This window comes from Arthrobacter sp. C2 (assembly GCA_024207135.1).
Lineage (GTDB): Bacteria > Actinomycetota > Actinomycetes > Actinomycetales > Micrococcaceae > Paeniglutamicibacter.
Map to the genome: position 1 here is coordinate 59,226 of CP042428.1, position 17,961 is coordinate 77,186.

At 62.8% G+C, this 17,961-nt stretch carries 9 protein-coding genes and 3 rRNA genes; 11 read left to right on the forward strand and 1 reads right to left on the reverse strand.

Annotated features, from left to right (window positions below):
* Positions 1-23: 23 nt before the first annotated feature.
* The 5 genes from FPY90_RS00310 (at position 24) to rrf (ending at position 9,746) form a co-directional block, all read left to right on the forward strand.
* Entirely contained in the window at positions 24-2,312 is a 2,289-nt protein-coding gene (locus tag FPY90_RS00310; RefSeq protein ID WP_498683217.1) for a HelD family protein, read from the forward strand.
* A gap of 56 nt (positions 2,313-2,368) precedes the next feature.
* On the forward strand, positions 2,369-3,658 hold the full coding sequence (gene tyrS / locus FPY90_RS00315; protein ID WP_498685645.1) for a tyrosine--tRNA ligase: 1,290 nt from the start codon (positions 2,369-2,371) through the stop codon (positions 3,656-3,658).
* Between the two features lie 604 nt (positions 3,659-4,262).
* Positions 4,263-5,790 (forward strand): 16S ribosomal RNA (locus FPY90_RS00320).
* 535 nt (positions 5,791-6,325) lie between these two features.
* Positions 6,326-9,456 (forward strand): 23S ribosomal RNA (locus FPY90_RS00325).
* Positions 9,457-9,629: 173 nt separating this feature from the next.
* Positions 9,630-9,746: ribosomal RNA gene (gene rrf / locus FPY90_RS00330) — 5S ribosomal RNA — on the forward strand.
* Together the 16S, 23S and 5S rRNA genes form the textbook arrangement of a ribosomal RNA operon.
* Before the next feature lie 723 nt (positions 9,747-10,469).
* On the opposite strand, the gene FPY90_RS00335 is transcribed toward rrf, so the two are convergent.
* The gene (locus FPY90_RS00335; RefSeq protein ID WP_498683219.1) at positions 10,470-12,059 is read right to left on the reverse strand and encodes a hypothetical protein; all 1,590 of its coding nucleotides are present in this window, start codon (positions 12,057-12,059) and stop codon (positions 10,470-10,472) included.
* Here FPY90_RS00335 and FPY90_RS00340 point away from each other — a divergent pair.
* Genes FPY90_RS00340 through recN form a run of 6 tightly spaced genes read left to right on the forward strand, consistent with a single transcriptional unit; the run spans position 12,027 to position 17,885 of the window.
* Entirely contained in the window at positions 12,027-13,031 is a 1,005-nt protein-coding gene (locus tag FPY90_RS00340) for a hypothetical protein (RefSeq protein ID WP_498683220.1), read from the forward strand. The two genes, FPY90_RS00335 and FPY90_RS00340, sit on opposite strands and share 33 nt — an antisense overlap.
* A gap of 15 nt (positions 13,032-13,046) precedes the next feature.
* Positions 13,047-14,039, forward strand: coding sequence for an HAD-IIA family hydrolase (locus tag FPY90_RS00345; protein ID WP_083411550.1), 993 nt, complete (start codon positions 13,047-13,049; stop codon positions 14,037-14,039).
* Between the two features lie 11 nt (positions 14,040-14,050).
* A complete protein-coding gene (locus tag FPY90_RS00350; RefSeq protein ID WP_071216918.1) occupies positions 14,051-14,263 on the forward strand; it encodes a hypothetical protein in 213 nt (70 codons plus the stop codon).
* The gene (locus FPY90_RS00355) at positions 14,260-15,066 is read left to right on the forward strand and encodes a TlyA family RNA methyltransferase (protein ID WP_498683222.1); all 807 of its coding nucleotides are present in this window, start codon (positions 14,260-14,262) and stop codon (positions 15,064-15,066) included. The genes FPY90_RS00350 and FPY90_RS00355 overlap by 4 nt, the downstream gene beginning before the upstream one ends.
* Before the next feature lie 54 nt (positions 15,067-15,120).
* Positions 15,121-16,155, forward strand: coding sequence for an NAD kinase (locus FPY90_RS00360; protein ID WP_071216916.1), 1,035 nt, complete (start codon positions 15,121-15,123; stop codon positions 16,153-16,155).
* On the forward strand, positions 16,152-17,885 hold the full coding sequence (gene recN / locus FPY90_RS00365; RefSeq protein ID WP_071216915.1) for a DNA repair protein RecN: 1,734 nt from the start codon (positions 16,152-16,154) through the stop codon (positions 17,883-17,885). The genes FPY90_RS00360 and recN overlap by 4 nt, the downstream gene beginning before the upstream one ends.
* The last annotated feature ends 76 nt before the right edge of the window (positions 17,886-17,961 follow it).

Genomic DNA, 17,961 nt, shown 5'->3' on the forward strand with positions numbered 1-17,961 from the left:
TCGTTACCTCATCGGAGTGCTGAATGCCAGAGTCCACGACCGTTCAACCGGAGCTCGAAGCCGAACGCAACTACGTTTCGATGCTCTATAGCCGCCTTGACGAGCTGCGCGCCGAGAAGGTCGAGCAGCTGACCCGCACCCGCCGCACCGGCCCGCAGGGCTCCATCCAGAACGTGTCCGAACGCGACTCCTTCGCCGCACTCTACGAGGACCGCCTGGCACAGCTCAACGCCGTGGAGGACCGCCTGGTCTTCGGCCGGCTGGACCTGGACGACGACGCCAACCGGGCCGGGGAGGAAGCCGGATCCCCGCGCTACATCGGGCGCATCGGGATGACCGACGAGGACCTCACCCGGCTGATGGTGGACTGGCGGGCCCCCGAGGCCGCGGCCTTCTACCAGGCCACCGCCTTGCACCGCCAGGGCGTGCGCCGCCGCCGCCACCTGATGCTGCGCGGGCGCACCGTGCTGGGCATCGACGACGAGGTCCTGGACACCGAACTCTTCAGCGAAAACGGCAGCCTGCAGGGCGAGGGCGCGCTGATGGCCGCCCTGACGCAGAAGCGCACCGGGCGCATGGGCGACATCGTGGGCACCATCCAGGCCGAACAGGACCGGATCATCCGCTCCCCGCTGGCCGGGGTGCTGGTGGTCCAGGGCGGGCCGGGCACCGGCAAGACCGCCGTGGCGCTGCACCGCGCGGCCTTCCTGCTCTACGAACACCGCGAACGGCTCAAGACCGCCGGCGTGCTGCTGGTCGGACCCTCGAACTCCTTCATGCGCTACATCGAGCGCGTCCTGCCCTCGCTGGGCGAGACCGGCGTGGTCATGTCCTCGGTGGGGGAGCTGTATCCAGGGATCCACGCGGTGCCCGAGCACAGCCGCGAGGCCGCCCGCATCAAGGGCAAGGCCTTCATGGCCAAGGTCGTGGCCAAGGCGGTGTCCAACCGCCAGCGGCTGCTGGCCGAGGACCGCCGCGTCGTGGTCGAGGGCACCCGGCTGGTGCTCACCCGCGGTGCGGTGCGCCATGCGCGCGAGAAGGCCCGGGCCTCCCGCAAGCCGCACAACGAGGCCCGTGAAATCTTCACCAAGACCCTGGTGCGCGAGCTTGCCGACCAGCTGCAGCAGGTCCTCGAGGATTCCTCGGGCACCGGCAACGCCGTGGACCGCAGCTACCTTCTCCAGGAAGTGCGCGAATCGCGCGACGTCCGCATCGCGCTGAACCTCTGCTGGATGCCGCTGACCCCGCGGTCGCTGCTCGAGGAACTCTTCGCCAAGGAGCACCTGCTCGCGGCCGCCGCCCCGCAGCTGAACGCCAGGGAACTGGCGGCGCTGCACCGGGAGCCCGGGTCGCCGTGGACCGAGTCCGACGTGCCGCTGCTGGACGAGGCCGCGGACCTGCTGGGCGATTTCAAGGCCGTGGGCAACAAGGACGCGGGGGTCGAGGCGCAACTCAAGCGCGACGTGGAAAACGCCGAGGCGACCCTGCGCAACGTCAACGAGATGCTTTTCAACGCCGGCATCGACGGACTGGTCGATGCCGAGGACCTGGCCGCCATGAACCAGGAGACCGAGGCGCGCCAAACCGCCGCCGAGCGTGCGGTGGCCGACAGGAACTGGGCCTACGGGCACGTGGTGGTGGACGAGGCCCAGGAGCTATCCCCGATGCAGTGGCGCCTGCTGATGCGCCGCTGCCCGCTGAAGTCCTTCACCGTGGTCGGGGACATCGCCCAGACCTCCTCGGCCTCGGGCGCCAACAGCTGGGCCCAGGCCATGAAGCCGTTCGTGGCCGAGCGGTTCACGCTGGAGGAACTGACGGTCAACTACCGCACCCCCATGCAGATCGCCGAAGCCGCAACCCGGGTTGCCCACGCCGCGGGGCTGAAGATCTCCACGCCCAAGGCCGTGCGCGAGGGCCAATGGCCGCCGCTGGTCGACCGGCTGGCTCCCGGCCAGCTGCTGGCCAAGCTGCACGAGGTGCTGCCCGGCGAGGTGGCCATCGCCGACGGCGGCCTGCTGGCGGTCATCGTGCCCGAAACGCGCCTGGCACATGTGCGCGCAGCGGTTGTGGCGCAGTTCGGCCGCCGCGTGGGGACCGGCTCCGGTGGACTGAGCCAGGACATCGTGGTGCTTGGCGCACGAGAGGCCAAGGGCCTAGAGTTCGACGTGGTGCTCGTGATCGAACCGCAGGAATTGGTCGACGAAGTGGAGGGAAGCGTCGGTGACCTGTACGTCGCCATGACCCGAACCACCCAGCGCCTGCGGCTCCTGGCCGAGGGCGCGATCCCGGCGGGCATTGACACGGAAGCGTAATCCGGCGCGGAGACTGCTAATTTAGTAGGGTGTCTGAAATTGAGCAGAATCCCGCACTGGTGGGACAAAGTAATGATCCGTCGTTTGCCAACATCTGGCAGGAGCTGAAGTGGCGTGGCCTGGTCCACGTGTCCACCGATGAGGCCGAGCTGGAAAAGGTGCTCTCCGAGGAGTCCATTACCTATTACTGCGGTTTCGACCCCACCGCGCCGTCGCTGCACCTGGGCAACCTGGTCCAGCTGCTGAACATGCGCCGCCTGCAGCTGGCCGGCCACAAGCCCCTGGGCCTGGTCGGCGGCTCCACCGGCTTGATCGGCGATCCGCGCCAGACGGCCGAGCGGGTGTTGAACACCAAGGAAACCGTGGCCGAGTGGGTCGGCAAGCTGCAGGCGCAGGTCGCCCGCTTCCTGTCCTTCGAGGGCGAGAACGCCGCGCGCATGGTCAACAACCTGGACTGGACCGCGCAGCTGAGCGCCATCGACTTCCTGCGCGAGGTCGGCAAGTACTTCCGCGTGGGCACCATGATCAAGAAGGAAACCGTTGCCGCGCGCCTGAACTCCGACGAGGGCATCAGCTACACCGAGTTCAGCTACCAGGTGCTGCAGGGCTATGACTACCTGAAGCTGCACCAGCTGTACGGATGCTCCCTGCAGACCGGCGGCTCGGACCAGTGGGGCAACCTCACCAGCGGCACGGACCTGATCCGCAAGGTCGAGGGCAAGAGCGCCTACGCGTACGGCACGCCGTTGATCACCAATTCCGACGGCACCAAGTTCGGCAAGTCCGAAGGCAACGCCATCTGGTTGGATGCGGAGATGTGCAGCCCGTACACCTTCTACCAGTTCTGGCTCAACACCGCCGACGCCGATGTTGCTGCGCGCTTGAAGATCTTCACGTTCCTGACACGTGCGGAGATCGAAGCACTGGAACAGGAAGTCGCCGATCGTCCCTTTGCCCGCAAGGGACAGAAGGAACTTGCATACCTCGTGACCTCCTTGGTCCACGGTGTTGAAGCCACCGAAAAGGTCATTGCCGCTTCGGCTGCGCTCTTCGGGCAGGGCGAGTTGCGCGACATGGACGAAGCCACGTTGCGTGCGGCGACCCAGGAGCTGAACAGCACCACCGTTGATGGTGAAGAACTGGACATCATCTCCGTCTTGATGGCGTCGGGACTTTCGGAATCCAAGTCGGCTGCTCGCCGAACTGTGAGCGAGGGCGGTGCCTACGTCAACAACGTGAAGTACTCCGACATTGATTCGGTGGTGAGCCGCGAGGATCTCCTGCACGGTCGGTACCTCCTGGTTCGCCGCGGCAAGAAGAACTTGGCCGTTGTTGAAGTCGCGTAATTAGGCGACGTATTACCGGGTTTTTTCGAAGGCAATAAACCGGGGCGAGGGGAGTGCTGTGGATCACGGCAACGACCTCGCCCCGGTTTTTCGTTAATTGGCTGCGGAATCGTTCATAATCCTCTTGATCACGGGGGATTTAACGGTTGTTGGGTGCAGGAACCTACGATTTGCCGTGCCCGGGAAACCTGTGTATTGTTTTCTAAGTCGCCGCGGCCAAGGCAAGCGAAAAGCTTCCAGCCGCGAATGACAAACATTTTTCTAACAACGTTGATTCGTTGAAAGAAAATATGTGTTTATCGCAAATATAAATTAGCGAAAAGCCGATTTGACACCGCGAAGAACATGTATTAAATTATTACACATCACCCCGGAAGAAACACCGACTGATCTTTGATCGCACGGATGCCGAACCGGGAGCTGTCTGTTGTTTGAGAACTCAATAGTGTGCCAAGTTTGTTGATACCAATTTATTTATTTTATTGGTGAATGGTTTCAGGGTCCGCACCCCCGTGTGGGCGCCTGGGGCAATTTGCCGGGATTTTTTTACTTGGTGCAACCCGCAACCCTTTTTCCAGGGTCGTGTTGGTTGTGTCTGTATTTTTTTACGGAGAGTTTGATCCTGGCTCAGGATGAACGCTGGCGGCGTGCTTAACACATGCAAGTCGAACGATGACTTTTGTGCTTGCACAAGATGATTAGTGGCGAACGGGTGAGTAACACGTGAGTAACCTGCCCCTGACTTCGGGATAAGCCTGGGAAACTGGGTCTAATACCGGATATGCACCGTGGACCGCATGGTCCTTGGTGGAAAGACTTGTTGGTCAGGGATGGACTCGCGGCCTATCAGCTTGTTGGTGAGGTAATGGCTCACCAAGGCGACGACGGGTAGCCGGCCTGAGAGGGTGACCGGCCACACTGGGACTGAGACACGGCCCAGACTCCTACGGGAGGCAGCAGTGGGGAATATTGCACAATGGGCGAAAGCCTGATGCAGCGACGCCGCGTGAGGGATGACGGCCTTCGGGTTGTAAACCTCTTTCAGTAGGGAAGAAGCGAAAGTGACGGTACCTGCAGAAGAAGCGCCGGCTAACTACGTGCCAGCAGCCGCGGTAATACGTAGGGCGCAAGCGTTATCCGGAATTATTGGGCGTAAAGAGCTCGTAGGCGGTTTGTCGCGTCTATCGTGAAAGTCCGAGGCTCAACCTCGGATCTGCGGTGGGTACGGGCAGACTAGAGTGATGTAGGGGAGACTGGAATTCCTGGTGTAGCGGTGAAATGCGCAGATATCAGGAGGAACACCGATGGCGAAGGCAGGTCTCTGGGCATTAACTGACGCTGAGGAGCGAAAGCATGGGGAGCGAACAGGATTAGATACCCTGGTAGTCCATGCCGTAAACGTTGGGCACTAGGTGTGGGGGACATTCCACGTTTTCCGCGCCGTAGCTAACGCATTAAGTGCCCCGCCTGGGGAGTACGGCCGCAAGGCTAAAACTCAAAGGAATTGACGGGGGCCCGCACAAGCGGCGGAGCATGCGGATTAATTCGATGCAACGCGAAGAACCTTACCAAGGCTTGACATGTGCCAGACCGCCGTGGAAACACGGTTTCCCCTTTGGGGCTGGTTCACAGGTGGTGCATGGTTGTCGTCAGCTCGTGTCGTGAGATGTTGGGTTAAGTCCCGCAACGAGCGCAACCCTCGTTCCATGTTGCCAGCGCGTAAAGGCGGGGACTCATGGGAGACTGCCGGGGTCAACTCGGAGGAAGGTGGGGACGACGTCAAATCATCATGCCCCTTATGTCTTGGGCTTCACGCATGCTACAATGGCCGGTACAATGGGTTGCGATACTGTGAGGTGGAGCTAATCCCAAAAAGCCGGTCTCAGTTCGGATTGGGGTCTGCAACTCGACCCCATGAAGTCGGAGTCGCTAGTAATCGCAGATCAGCAACGCTGCGGTGAATACGTTCCCGGGCCTTGTACACACCGCCCGTCAAGTCACGAAAGTTGGTAACACCCGAAGCCGGTGGCCTAACCCCTTGTGGGAGGGAGCCGTCGAAGGTGGGACCGGCGATTGGGACTAAGTCGTAACAAGGTAGCCGTACCGGAAGGTGCGGCTGGATCACCTCCTTTCTAAGGAGCAACTAGCACCAGGTGTGCACGCCAAAGCGCGTGTGTCACGGGTGTTCAGTGCTGCTCGCATCCACCACTTGTGTTGGTGGGCGAGTGCTCAAGGGTGGAATATCAACAAATCACGGCCGTCCATCGCTGGTGGATGGTCTTCTAGTACGCTTCCGGACTTGTCCGGTGGCTGGAACGGGGACCATCGGTGAGCGCGGGTGGTCTTTGGCACACTGTTGGGTCCTGAAACAACAGGCCCCGGTCCCCTTGCGGGATCGGGTTTTGTTTTTTCAGTGTTCCCGCGCATGGCCTAAGCCGACACGTTCCCCTTTGTTGCGGGTGTGTGGGTGGTGGGTGCGACGGGGTTGTTGTTTGGGAACTGCATAGTGGACGCGAGCATCTTGTGAAGCAGGGACTTTGTCCTTGTTTTGCATAAGCAATTTCTTATGAATTATTGAACCTGGTATGCACATCGTTCGCGGTGTGTGTTTCTTGGTTCTTTCGATTGTATGTATGAAGCTCATGTAAATTTTTGACCCTTGTTTGTGGTCAAGTTTTTAAGGGCGCACGGTGGATGCCTTGGCATTGGGAGCCGAAGAAGGACGTGGGAATCTGCGATAAGCCTGGTGGAGTCGATAACCGGACGTTGAGACCAGGATTTCCGAATGGGGAAACCCCGCACCATGTCATGTGGTGCGACCCGCAGCTGAACACATAGGCTGCGTGGAGGGAACGCGGGGAAGTGAAACATCTCAGTACCCGCAGGAAGAGAAAACAAAAGTGATTCCGTTAGTAGTGGCGAGCGAACGCGGATGGGGCTAAACCGAGCCATGTGTGATAGCCGGCGGGCGTTGCATGGTCGGGGTTGTGGGACTTTCCATACCAGTTCTGCCGGACTGGTGAAGTGAGGTGCGGGCGCATAGGCGAATCGGCTTGAATGCCGGACCATAGAGGGTGAGAGTCCCGTAGTGCGAATGCGTTCCGCCGCTTTGTGAGAGCATCCCAAGTAGGACGGGGCCCGAGAAATCCCGTTTGAATCCGCCAGGACCACCTGGTAAGCCTAAATACTACCCAATGACCGATAGCGGACAAGTACCGTGAGGGAATGGTGAAAAGTACCCCGGGAGGGGAGTGAAATAGTACCTGAAACCGTGCGCTTACAATCCGTTGGAGCCTCCTTGTTGGGGTGACAGCGTGCCTTTTGAAGAATGAGCCTGCGAGTTAGTGTTACGTCGCGAGGTTAACCCGTGTGGGGAAGCCGTAGCGAAAGCGAGTCTGAATAGGGCGAGTCAGTGGCGTGATCTAGACCCGAAGCGAAGTGATCTACCCATGGCCAGGTTGAAGCGCGTGTAAGAGCGCGTGGAGGACCGAACCCACTTCAGTTGAAAATGGAGGGGATGAGCTGTGGGTAGGGGTGAAAGGCCAATCAAACTTCGTGATAGCTGGTTCTCCCCGAAATGCATTTAGGTGCAGCGTTGCGTGTTTCTTGCCGGAGGTAGAGCTACTGGATGGCTAATGGGCCCTACAAGGTTACTGACGTCAGCCAAACTCCGAATGCCGGCAAGTGAGAGCGCAGCAGTGAGACTGTGGGGGATAAGCTTCATAGTCGAGAGGGAAACAGCCCAGAACGCCAACTAAGGCCCCTAAGCGTGTGCTAAGTGGAAAAGGATGTGGAGTTGCGAAGACAACCAGGAGGTTGGCTTAGAAGCAGCCACCCTTGAAAGAGTGCGTAATAGCTCACTGGTCAAGTGATTCCGCGCCGACAATGTAGCGGGGCTCAAGCACACCGCCGAAGTTGCGTCATTCATATTTTTGGCAGGCCTTCGTGGTCCAGCCGTGTGGATGGGTAGGGGAGCGTCGTGTGGGCAGTGAAGTCGCGGTGTAAACCAGCGGTGGAGCCCACACGAGTGAGAATGCAGGCATGAGTAGCGAATGACGGGTGAGAAACCCGTCCGCCGAATGATCAAGGGTTCCAGGGTCAAGCTAATCTGCCCTGGGTAAGTCGGGACCTAAGGCGAGGCCGACAGGCGTAGTCGATGGACAACGGGTTGATATTCCCGTACCGGCGAAAAACCGCCCATATTGACCTGGTGATGCTAACCACCCCAAGTGCCCACCATCGTTCCTTCGGGAGCGGTACCGGGTGTGCGGCGTGGGACCCGAACCAGGGAGGTAAGCGTATTAACAGGTGTGACGCAGGAAGGTAGCCGAGCCAGGCAATGGAATTGACCTGGTCCAAGGATGTAGGGCGAGTCATAGGCAAATCCGTGACTCATGATGCCTGAGATCCGATAGGCGCCCCCCTTGGGGGTGATTCGGTGATCCTATGCTGCCAAGAAAAGCATCGACGCGAGGTTTTAGCCGCCCGTACCCCAAACCGACACAGGTGATCAGGTAGAGAATACTAAGGCGATCGAGAGAATCATGGTTAAGGAACTCGGCAAAATGCCCCCGTAACTTCGGGAGAAGGGGGCCTGCCCCGTGATGGAACCATGCGTTCCGGAGCGGGTGTGGGCCGCAGAGACCAGGGGGAAGCGACTGTTTACTAAAAACACAGGTCCGTGCGAAGTCGCAAGACGATGTATACGGACTGACTCCTGCCCGGTGCTGGAAGGTTAAGAGGACCGGTTAGCCCCTTCGGGGGCGAAGCTGAGAATTTAAGCCCCAGTAAACGGCGGTGGTAACTATAACCATCCTAAGGTAGCGAAATTCCTTGTCGGGTAAGTTCCGACCTGCACGAATGGAGTAACGACTTCCCCGCTGTCTCAACCATGAACTCGGCGAAATTGCACTACGAGTAAAGATGCTCGTTACGCGCAGCAGGACGGAAAGACCCCGAGACCTTTACTATAGTTTGGTATTGGTGTTCGGTGCAGCTTGTGTAGGATAGGTGGGAGACGTTGAAGCCCGGACGCCAGTTCGGGTGGAGTCATCGTTGAAATACCACTCTGGCTGTACCGGTCACCTAACTTCGGCCCATGATCTGGGTCAGGGACAGTGCCTGATGGGTAGTTTAACTGGGGCGGTTGCCTCCTAAAGAGTAACGGAGGCGCCCAAAGGTTCCCTCAGCCTGGTTGGCAATCAGGTGTCGAGTGTAAGTGCACAAGGGAGCTTGACTGTGAGAGCGACAGCTCGAGCAGGGACGAAAGTCGGGACTAGTGATCCGGCGGCACGTTGTGGAACGGCCGTCGCTCAACGGATAAAAGGTACCTCGGGGATAACAGGCTGATCTTGCCCAAGAGTCCATATCGACGGCATGGTTTGGCACCTCGATGTCGGCTCGTCGCATCCTGGGGCTGGAGTAGGTCCCAAGGGTTGGGCTGTTCGCCCATTAAAGCGGTACGCGAGCTGGGTTTAGAACGTCGTGAGACAGTTCGGTCCCTATCCGCTGCGCGCGCAGGAAATTTGAGAAGGGCTGTCCTTAGTACGAGAGGACCGGGACGGACGAACCTCTGGTGTGTCAGTTGTACTGCCAAGTGCACCGCTGATTAGCTACGTTCGGAAGGGATAACCGCTGAAAGCATCTAAGCGGGAAGCCCACTTCAAGATGAGATTTCCACGCCACCTTGTGTGGCGAGAGGCCCCCAGCCAGACCACTGGGTTGATAGGCGGGATGTGGAAGCGAGGACCAAAGACTCGTGAAGCTGACCCGTACTAATAGGCCGACAACTTCAACCACAAACACCACACCACCCCCCTGGGGTGGTTGGCAAGATACGCTGCGTCCACTATGCGGTCCCGAAACAACAACCCTTGTTGTCGCGGAACCACAACAACACAACAACCACTATTGTGGTCGTAACCCATTTTTCACGCCCCCGGAGAACCTCCGGGCAGTGCGTGGCTAGAGTTACGGCGGTCATAGCGTGGGGGAAACGCCCGGTCCCATACCGAACCCGGAAGCTAAGACCCACCGCGCCGATGGTACTGCACTCGGGAGGGTGTGGGAGAGTAGGTCACCGCCGGACACCCTGTCCCGGAACCCCCAAGCCTGTGGCTTGGGGGTTCCGATGCTTAACGCCCGTTCCCGGCCCCCGGCACCCGCCGGGGGCCGCACCCGCTTAAGGACCGGCACCCGGCCGGCCGGCCGGGGGGCCGGTCGGGGGGCCGAAGGCCTGTACGGTAAGGTTTCGACCACGGACCCGGCCCATCCCACGCCTGGGCGTGCCGGCGCACCGGGGTGGCGCCGCGCCATCGCGAACCCCAACACATTGTGCCGTTTAGCCGGATGCCATCAAGGAATAGCAAAGTGTCACCCAGTGATGTGTGATGATAACTGACACGGCCCAGAGCAACTCTCAAAGCAATCTGTATGTCGGGCCGGAACCCGTTTCTGAGTGTGATGAGTCGATTCGTCGGACTGTTCTGCGATTCTATGGACTCTGCGCTTTTGGTCCATAGAGGTTTCCCGCATTGCCGTGATTGGCAATTTGGCTCCAGGCGGGCCATGCGGGCGAGTATTCGTCGAGATGGATGTCATTCTGTTGCCGTAGTATGGATCAGTTGCGTTGCGCACTATTGGTGTAAATCACGGAGGCGACTGGGTACCCTCGACTAAGATAGATGCAGGCGTTCAATGCCCGGGTGAGGGCAAAAAGATTTTAGCGTGGGCTTCCGTGAGATGCGGAGGTCCACTGATTCATGCGTGGGGTCCAAAACTGAAGACCCTTTTGAGAGGAACACATCTAGTGTCAAACGAAAACAAGGGCTTCGGGTCGAAGGACAACCGCGACCGGAATGATTCTAAGTCGAACAACAGCGGAGGCTTCCGTCGCGGTGGCGACGATCGCAATGCCGGAGGCTTCAAGCCCCGCGAAGACCGCGGCGGATTCCGTGGCGGCGACGATCGCAATGCCGGAGGCTTCAAGCCCCGCGAAGACCGCGGCGGATTCCGTGGCGGCGACGATCGCAATGCCGGAGGCTTCAAGCCCCGCGAAGACCGCGGCGGATTCCGTGGCGGCAACGACCGTGGCGGCTTCCAGGGCGGAGACCGTCGCGAAGGCGGTTTCAAGCCCCGCGAAGATCGTGGCGGCTTCCAGGGTGGAGACCGTCGCGAAGGCGGTTTCAAGCCCCGTGAAGACCGCGGTGGATTCCAGGGTGGAGACCGCCGTGAAGGTGGCTTCAAGCCCCGTGAAGACCGCGGTGGATTCCAGGGTGGAGACCGCCGTGAAGGTGGCTTCAAGCCTCGCGAAGACCGCGGCGGATTCCGTGGCGGCAACGACCGTGGCGGCTTCCAGGGCGGAGACCGTCGCGAAGGCGGTTTCAAGCCCCGCGAAGACCGCGGTGGATTCCGTGGCGGCGACGATCGCCGCGAAGGCGGTTTCAAGCCCCGCGAAGACCGCGGTGGATTCCGTGGCGGCAACGACCGTGGCGGCTTCCAGGGCGGAGACCGTCGCGAAGGCGGTTTCAAGCCCCGCGAAGACCGTGGCGGATTCCGTGGCGGCAACGACCGTGGCGGCTTCCAGGGCGGAGACCGTCGCGAAGGCGGTTTCAAGCCCCGCGAAGACCGTGGCGGATTCCGTGGCGGCAACGACCGTGGTGGATTCCAGGGTGGAGACCGCCGTGAAGGTGGTTTCAAGCCCCGTGAAGACCGTGGTGGATTCCAGGGTGGAGACCGCCGTGAAGGTGGCTTCAAGCCCCGTGAAGACCGTGGTGGATTCCAGGCTGGAGACCGCCGTGAAGGCGGTTTCAAGCCTCGCGAGGACCGTGGAGGCTTCAAGCCCCGCGAAGATCGTGGTGGATTCCGTGGCGGCGACGATCGCCGCGAAGGCGGTTTCAAGCCCCGTGAAGATCGTGGCGGTTTCCGTGGCGGCGACGATCGCCGCGAAGGCGGTTTCAAGCCCCGCGAAGACCGCGGTGGATTCCGTGGCGGCGACGATCGCCGTGAAGGTGGCTTCAAGCCCCGTGAAGACCGCGGTGGCTTCAAGCCCCGTGAAGACCGCGGTGGATTCCGTGGCGGCGACGATCGCCGTGAAGGTGGCTTCAAGCCCCGCGAAGACCGCGGTGGATTCCGTGGCGGCGACGATCGCCGCGAAGGCGGTTTCAAGCCCCGTGAAGACCGTGGCGGATTCCGTGGCGGCAACGACCGTGGCGGCTTCCAGGGCGGAGACCGTCGCGAAGGCGGTTTCAAGCCCCGCGAAGACCGCGGTGGTTTCAAACCCCGTGAAGATCGTGGTGGCTTTAAGCCCCGCGAAGACCGTGGCGGATTCAAGCCGCGCACCGAGACCAGCACCGCTGATCTCGAGGCGTTGCGCGACCAGGAGGCTGCACGTCGTAACCACAACCCGGCCGACCTGCGTAGCTCGAACAGCCCGGAACGTGGCCGTTCCCCGGAAATTGACGATGACGTAACCGGCAAGGAGCTGGACCGCATCACCCGTGCGGAACTGCGCTACCTTGACGATGTCAACAACGAATGGGTTTCGAAGCACCTCGTCATGGCCGGTCGCTTGATCGACATCGATCCGCAGCTTGCCTATGAGCACACCATCGCAGCCAGCCGCCGTGGCGGCCGCGTGGCAGTGGTCCGCGAAGCAGTCGGCCTGGCCGCATATGCTGCCGGCGAGTTCGCCGAAGCCCTGCGCGAGTTCCGCACTCACCGCCGCATCAGCGGTTCCAACTTGCATCTTCCACTGATTGCCGACGCCGAACGCGGCATCGGTCGTCCGGAAAAGACGCTGGAAATTGCACACAGCGAAGTCGTAGAGACACTGGATACCAACGGCAAGGTCGAAATGGCCATGGTTGCTTCGGGTGCCCAGCACGACTTGGGCAACCTCGAGGCTGCCTTGGCGGAACTCGAGATCCCGCAGCTGGATCTGAACCGCGCGTTCAGCTACAGCCCGCGTTTGTTCTCCGCATACGCCGACGCACTGGAGAACCTGGGCCGCGACGAGGAAGCCGCAACCTGGCGCAAGCAGATCTCGGTGGCAGAGGAAGCCCTCGGCACCGGCGAATTCGCCGAGCCGGATATCATCGACCTCGGTGAAGACGACGAAACCGATGCACGCCGCCCGCGTGCCCGCGACATCGTGGAGCCGGAGACCGCCAAGGCAGAAGACGACGCGGAAACCCCGTCGGACGAAGCCGGCGAATCGCTGGCAGACGAAGACGCCGTCGAGGTTGTCGAAGCCGAATCGATCAACGATCCGGCCGAGGAATCGAACCCGGAACTCGACGATGAAGCACCTGTCGCCGAGGAACCCCGCGGAGCGTCCCCGGCCATCGACCAGGACGAAAACGACGAACGCTAGGAACTCGATTCACCCATGCTGATCTCAGGTTTTGACGCGCTGCTCGCCGATCTCGACGGCGTCGTCTATGCCGGCAACGGTGCAATCCCCAAGGCCATCGAGGCCTTGAACCGATTGCAGGAACACTCGGTCGTCCTGGCGTACATCACGAACAACGCCTCCAGGTCACCGGGTGCCGTTGCCGAGCACCTGATTCAGCTGGGTGCCCCGGCGTCTGCAGAACAAGTATTTGGTTCTGCAGACGCCGGAGCCGAGCTTCTCGCACAAGAACTGCCCCTGGGCTCCAAGGTCCTGGTCGTGGGAAGCGCCTACCTGCGTGACTGCGTCAGCTCCTTCGGCATGGAAATCGTGGCCAGCCACCGTGACCTTCCCCAGGGCGTCATCCAGGGCTTCGACCCTTCCCTTGGGTGGAAGGACCTTGCCGAAGCGGCATTCGCCATCCAGGGCGGGGCGATCTGGGTTGCCACCAACACCGACCGGACCATCCCGCGCGCCGAGGGCATCGCCCCGGGCAACGGCTCCCTGGTCGAAGCCGTCAGCGCAGCCACCAATGTGCAGCCGCTGGTGGCCGGCAAACCCGAACCCCTGCTCTTCCGACGCGCGGCCGAAACCTTCGAGGCCACCCGGCCGCTGGTGGTCGGGGACCGCCTCGACACCGACATCCTGGGCGGCAACAACGCCGGCTACAACACGGCCCTGGTGCTCACCGGGGTAGACTCGGCCCGCTCGGCCCTGGCCGCCCGCACTGCGGAACGCCCCGACTACATCATTGCGGACCTCTCCGGGCTCTACGCGGATTACCCCGTCGTCGAGGTCACCGGCTTCGGCATCCGCTGCGGCGCTGCACTGGCCTCGGTCAACGGCGATGCCGTCACGGTCAACGGCGACGAAGCCGACCTGGATTCCTGGCGCGCGGCATGCGCGGCCTGGTGGCTGGCCCACCCGCACCAGGAACACGCCGTCGAACCGAAGCTCAGTTTTTCCCAAACCGTCGCCGCCAAGCCATAGGCTCTAAGGTGATGACGAGCAACAACCACACACCACCTGCCAACAGCGTCCCGGTCCCCGGACCGCGGCCCGCCTCCCCGCCGGAAACCGCCGGGGCGACAACCGACCTCGACGTCCTGGAAACCCTGTCCGAGGTCCCCGTCGCCGAGCACCTGGCCATCTTCGAGACCCTGCAGGCCTCGCTTGCCGCGGACCTCGATTCGACCTCGCAGGAGCACCCATGAGCCGACTCGACCAGGAATTGGTCACCCGTTCCCTGGCCCGCTCGCGCACCGACGCGGCCCGACTCATCGCCGAACAACGCGTGAGCGTGGACGGCACCATCGCGGCCAAAGCCGCCAAGAGCGTCTCGGACACCTCCGAGATCAGCGTCAAGGCCCCCGCCGGCGAGGAGTTCGTCAGCCGGGCCGGGCACAAGCTTGCCGGGGCCCTGGAAGCATTCTCACGGATCGAGGTCGCCGGAAAGCGCTGCCTCGATGCCGGGGCCTCCACGGGAGGCTTCACCGACGTGCTGCTGCGCCGCGGCGCCGACCACGTCGAGGCCGTGGACGTCGGACACGGCCAGCTGGTTGCCGAACTGCGCCAGGACCCCCGCGTGCACGTGCACGAAGGCATGAACGTGCGTTACCTGGACCCGGCGGACATCGGGGGCGTCGTGGCCCTGGTCGTGGCCGATTTGTCCTTCATTTCGCTGACCATGGTCATGCGCGCCCTGGCCGGGGCCACCGAACCCGACGGAGACTTGGTGCTGATGGTCAAGCCCCAATTCGAGATCGGCCGCGAACAGCTTTCCCGCACCGGGGTCGTCTCCAGCCCGACCCAGCGACGCAAGGCGGTGGATGCGGTGATGGCCTCGGCCACCGCGTCAGGGCTTCAGGTTTTGGGCCTCGCCCGCAGCCCGCTGCCGGGCCAGGACGGCAACGTCGAGTTCTTCCTGTGGCTGGGCAAAGGTGCCGGTCACATTCCCGATGCTTCTCCACAAGCCCGCGTCGGCACCGACGCGTGGCCCGGTGTTGACTATTCTTAGACTGGCGGCATCAGAACAGATGTCCTAACCTTCGGTCCGCCGAGGAAGGAACCCATGCGCAGGATTTTGGTCCTCACCCACACCGGTCGCACCGACGCCCTCATGGCGGCCGTGGACACGTGCTCACGCCTGCGCCTGGCCGGGCTCATCCCGGTGATGCGGCGGCTGGAAATGCAGGCCGTCCGAAACACCCCGGAAGGCGAGAACCTCGACGTGGAGGTCCTTGACGAAGACACCAGCCTCGAGGCCATCGACCTGGGCGTGGTGCTTGGGGGAGACGGCAGCGTGCTGCGCGCCGCGGAACTGGTCCGCAACGCCGGGGTCCCGCTGCTTGGCGTGAACCTGGGGCATGTCGGCTTCCTGGCCGAAAGCGAACGCGCAGCCCTGCAGGAGACCGTGCAGTGGATCGTAGAACGCCGCTACACCGTCGAGGAACGCATGACCATCGACGTGCAGGTCTGGCTGGACAACCGGCGCATTGCCCACACCTGGGCGCTGAACGAGGCCGCCATCGAAAAAGCCAACCGCGAACGCATGATCGAGGTGGTGATGGAGGTCGACGGCAGGCCGCTGAGCACCTTCGGCTGCGACGGCGTGGTCATGGCCACCCCCACCGGTTCCACCGCCTACGCCTTCTCCGCCGGGGGACCGGTTGTCTGGCCGGAGGTCGAGGCGTTGGTCATGGTCCCCATCAGCGCGCACGCGCTCTTCGCCAAGCCCCTGGTCGTGGCACCCACCTCGGTGCTGGCCATCGAGATCCTCACCCGCACCGACGCCGGTGCGGTGCTCTGGTGCGACGGCCGGCGCACCATCGAGCTGCCGCCCGGGGCCCGCATCGAGGTCACCCGCTCCACCAAGCCGGTGCGCCTGGCCCGGGTCAACCAGACCCCGTTCTCCGAGCGGCTGGTCAACAAGTTCGAACTACCCATCCAAGGCTGGCGCGGACCGGTGGAACCCGGGGACCGGGTGACCGCCACGACCGCGCTTCCGGTCATCACCCCCGCCATGCAGGTCATCGAGCCGCGACACCACGCGCCCAAACCCGAACCGGAAACCCTCGGGGACAAGGATCATCGGAGGCAACTGTGATACAGGAAATACGCATCAGCGACCTGGGCGTCATCTCCCAGGCGACCCTGCCGCTGGGCCCGGGCTTCAGCGTGGTCACCGGCGAAACCGGTGCCGGCAAGACCATGGTCATCACCGCTCTCGGGCTGCTGCTCGGGCGCCGCGCCGACGCCGGCGCGGTGCGCCACGGTGCCAAGCAGGCGGTGGCCGATGCAACGCTTCTGCTGCCTGCCACCAGCAAGGTCCTGGACCGTGCGGAAGAGGCCGGAGCGCTGGTCGAACGCTTCGAGGACCAGGCCGAACTGATCATCACCCGCACCTTGTCCGCCGAGGGGCGCAGCCGCGCCTCGGTCGGCGGACGCGCGGCCCCCGTGGGAGTGCTCGCGGAACTGGGCGAGGACCTGATCGCCATCCACGGCCAAACCGACCAGCTGCGGCTCAAGGGCGCCACGGCGCAACGCGCCTCGCTGGACAAGTTTGCCGGAGCCCCGCTGGCCAAGCTGCTTGGCACGTACCAGCAGACCTTCGACAAATGGGGCAGCGCCTCGAGCGAGCTGGAAGAACTTGTCGCCGCATCCCGCGAACGCATCCGCGAGGCCGAGTCGCTGCAGGCGGCGCTGGAGGAAATCGACGCGGTCGATCCCCAGCCGGCCGAGGACGTCGAACTGAAGAACCAGTCCCTGAGGCTTTCGAACATCGAGGCCTTGCGCTCCAACGCGAACCTCGCCCACGAGTCGCTGAACTCCGAGGACTACGAGGCACCGAGCGTCATTTCCCTGGTGGAAATCGCGCGGCACGCCCTGGAACAGGTCGCCGCCGACGACGCGGAGATCAAGTCCCTGGCCGAACGGCTCAACGAGATCGGCATTCTCGCCGCAGAGGTGTCGACGGACCTGGCCGCATACCTCTCGGACCTGGACGCCGAGGGCCCCGAGCGGCTCGCTGCGCTCGAGGAACGCCGGGCCGACTTGAACCGGCTGATCCGCAAGTACGCCCCGGACATCGACGAGGTGATTGCCTGGGCCGAGACCTCCCGCGCCCGGCTGACCGAGATCCAGGGCGACGACGGGCGCATCGAGGAACTGCGCGCCGAAACCGAGGCCCTGCGCCTCGAGGTCGCGGAGACGGCAGCGAAGCTCTCCAAGCTGCGCGCCAAGGCCGCCAAGGACCTGGCGGCCCGGGTCACCTCGGAGCTTGCCGCGTTGGCCATGCCGGATGCGAAGTTCGTTGTGGAGATCGACAAGCTCACCGAACCCAACCGCTACGGCATCGATGCGATCACCATGCTGCTGCAGCCCCACGCCGGAACCACCCCGCGCCCGCTGGGCAAGGGAGCCTCGGGCGGCGAGCTCTCCCGGGTGATGCTGGCCATCGAAGTGGTGCTCGCCGCCGTGGACCCCGTGCCGACCTTCGTCTTCGACGAAGTGGACGCCGGTGTCGGCGGAAAGGCCGCCGTGGAGATCGGCAAGCGCCTGGCGATGCTCGCCAAGCACGTCCAGGTGATAGTTGTCACCCACCTGCCGCAGGTGGCCGCCTACGCGGACCGCCACGTGCGCGTGATCAAGTCCTCGAATGCGGCGGCCGCGGACGGTGCGGGCTTCACCGCCAGCGACGTCGTGCTGCTGGACGAGGCCGAGCGGGTGCGCGAATTGGCGCGGATGCTGGCGGGCCAGGAAGATTCCTCCACCGCCCAGGCCCACGCCGAGGAGCTGCTGGGCGAGGCCCAACTGCTCGTCAGTTCGCTTTCCTGAACCATGGATTTCGCATGGCCCATCCCGCTAGCCTGTAGAGTCTTTCCCAACCGTCCAACAACGAAAAGGTGATAGG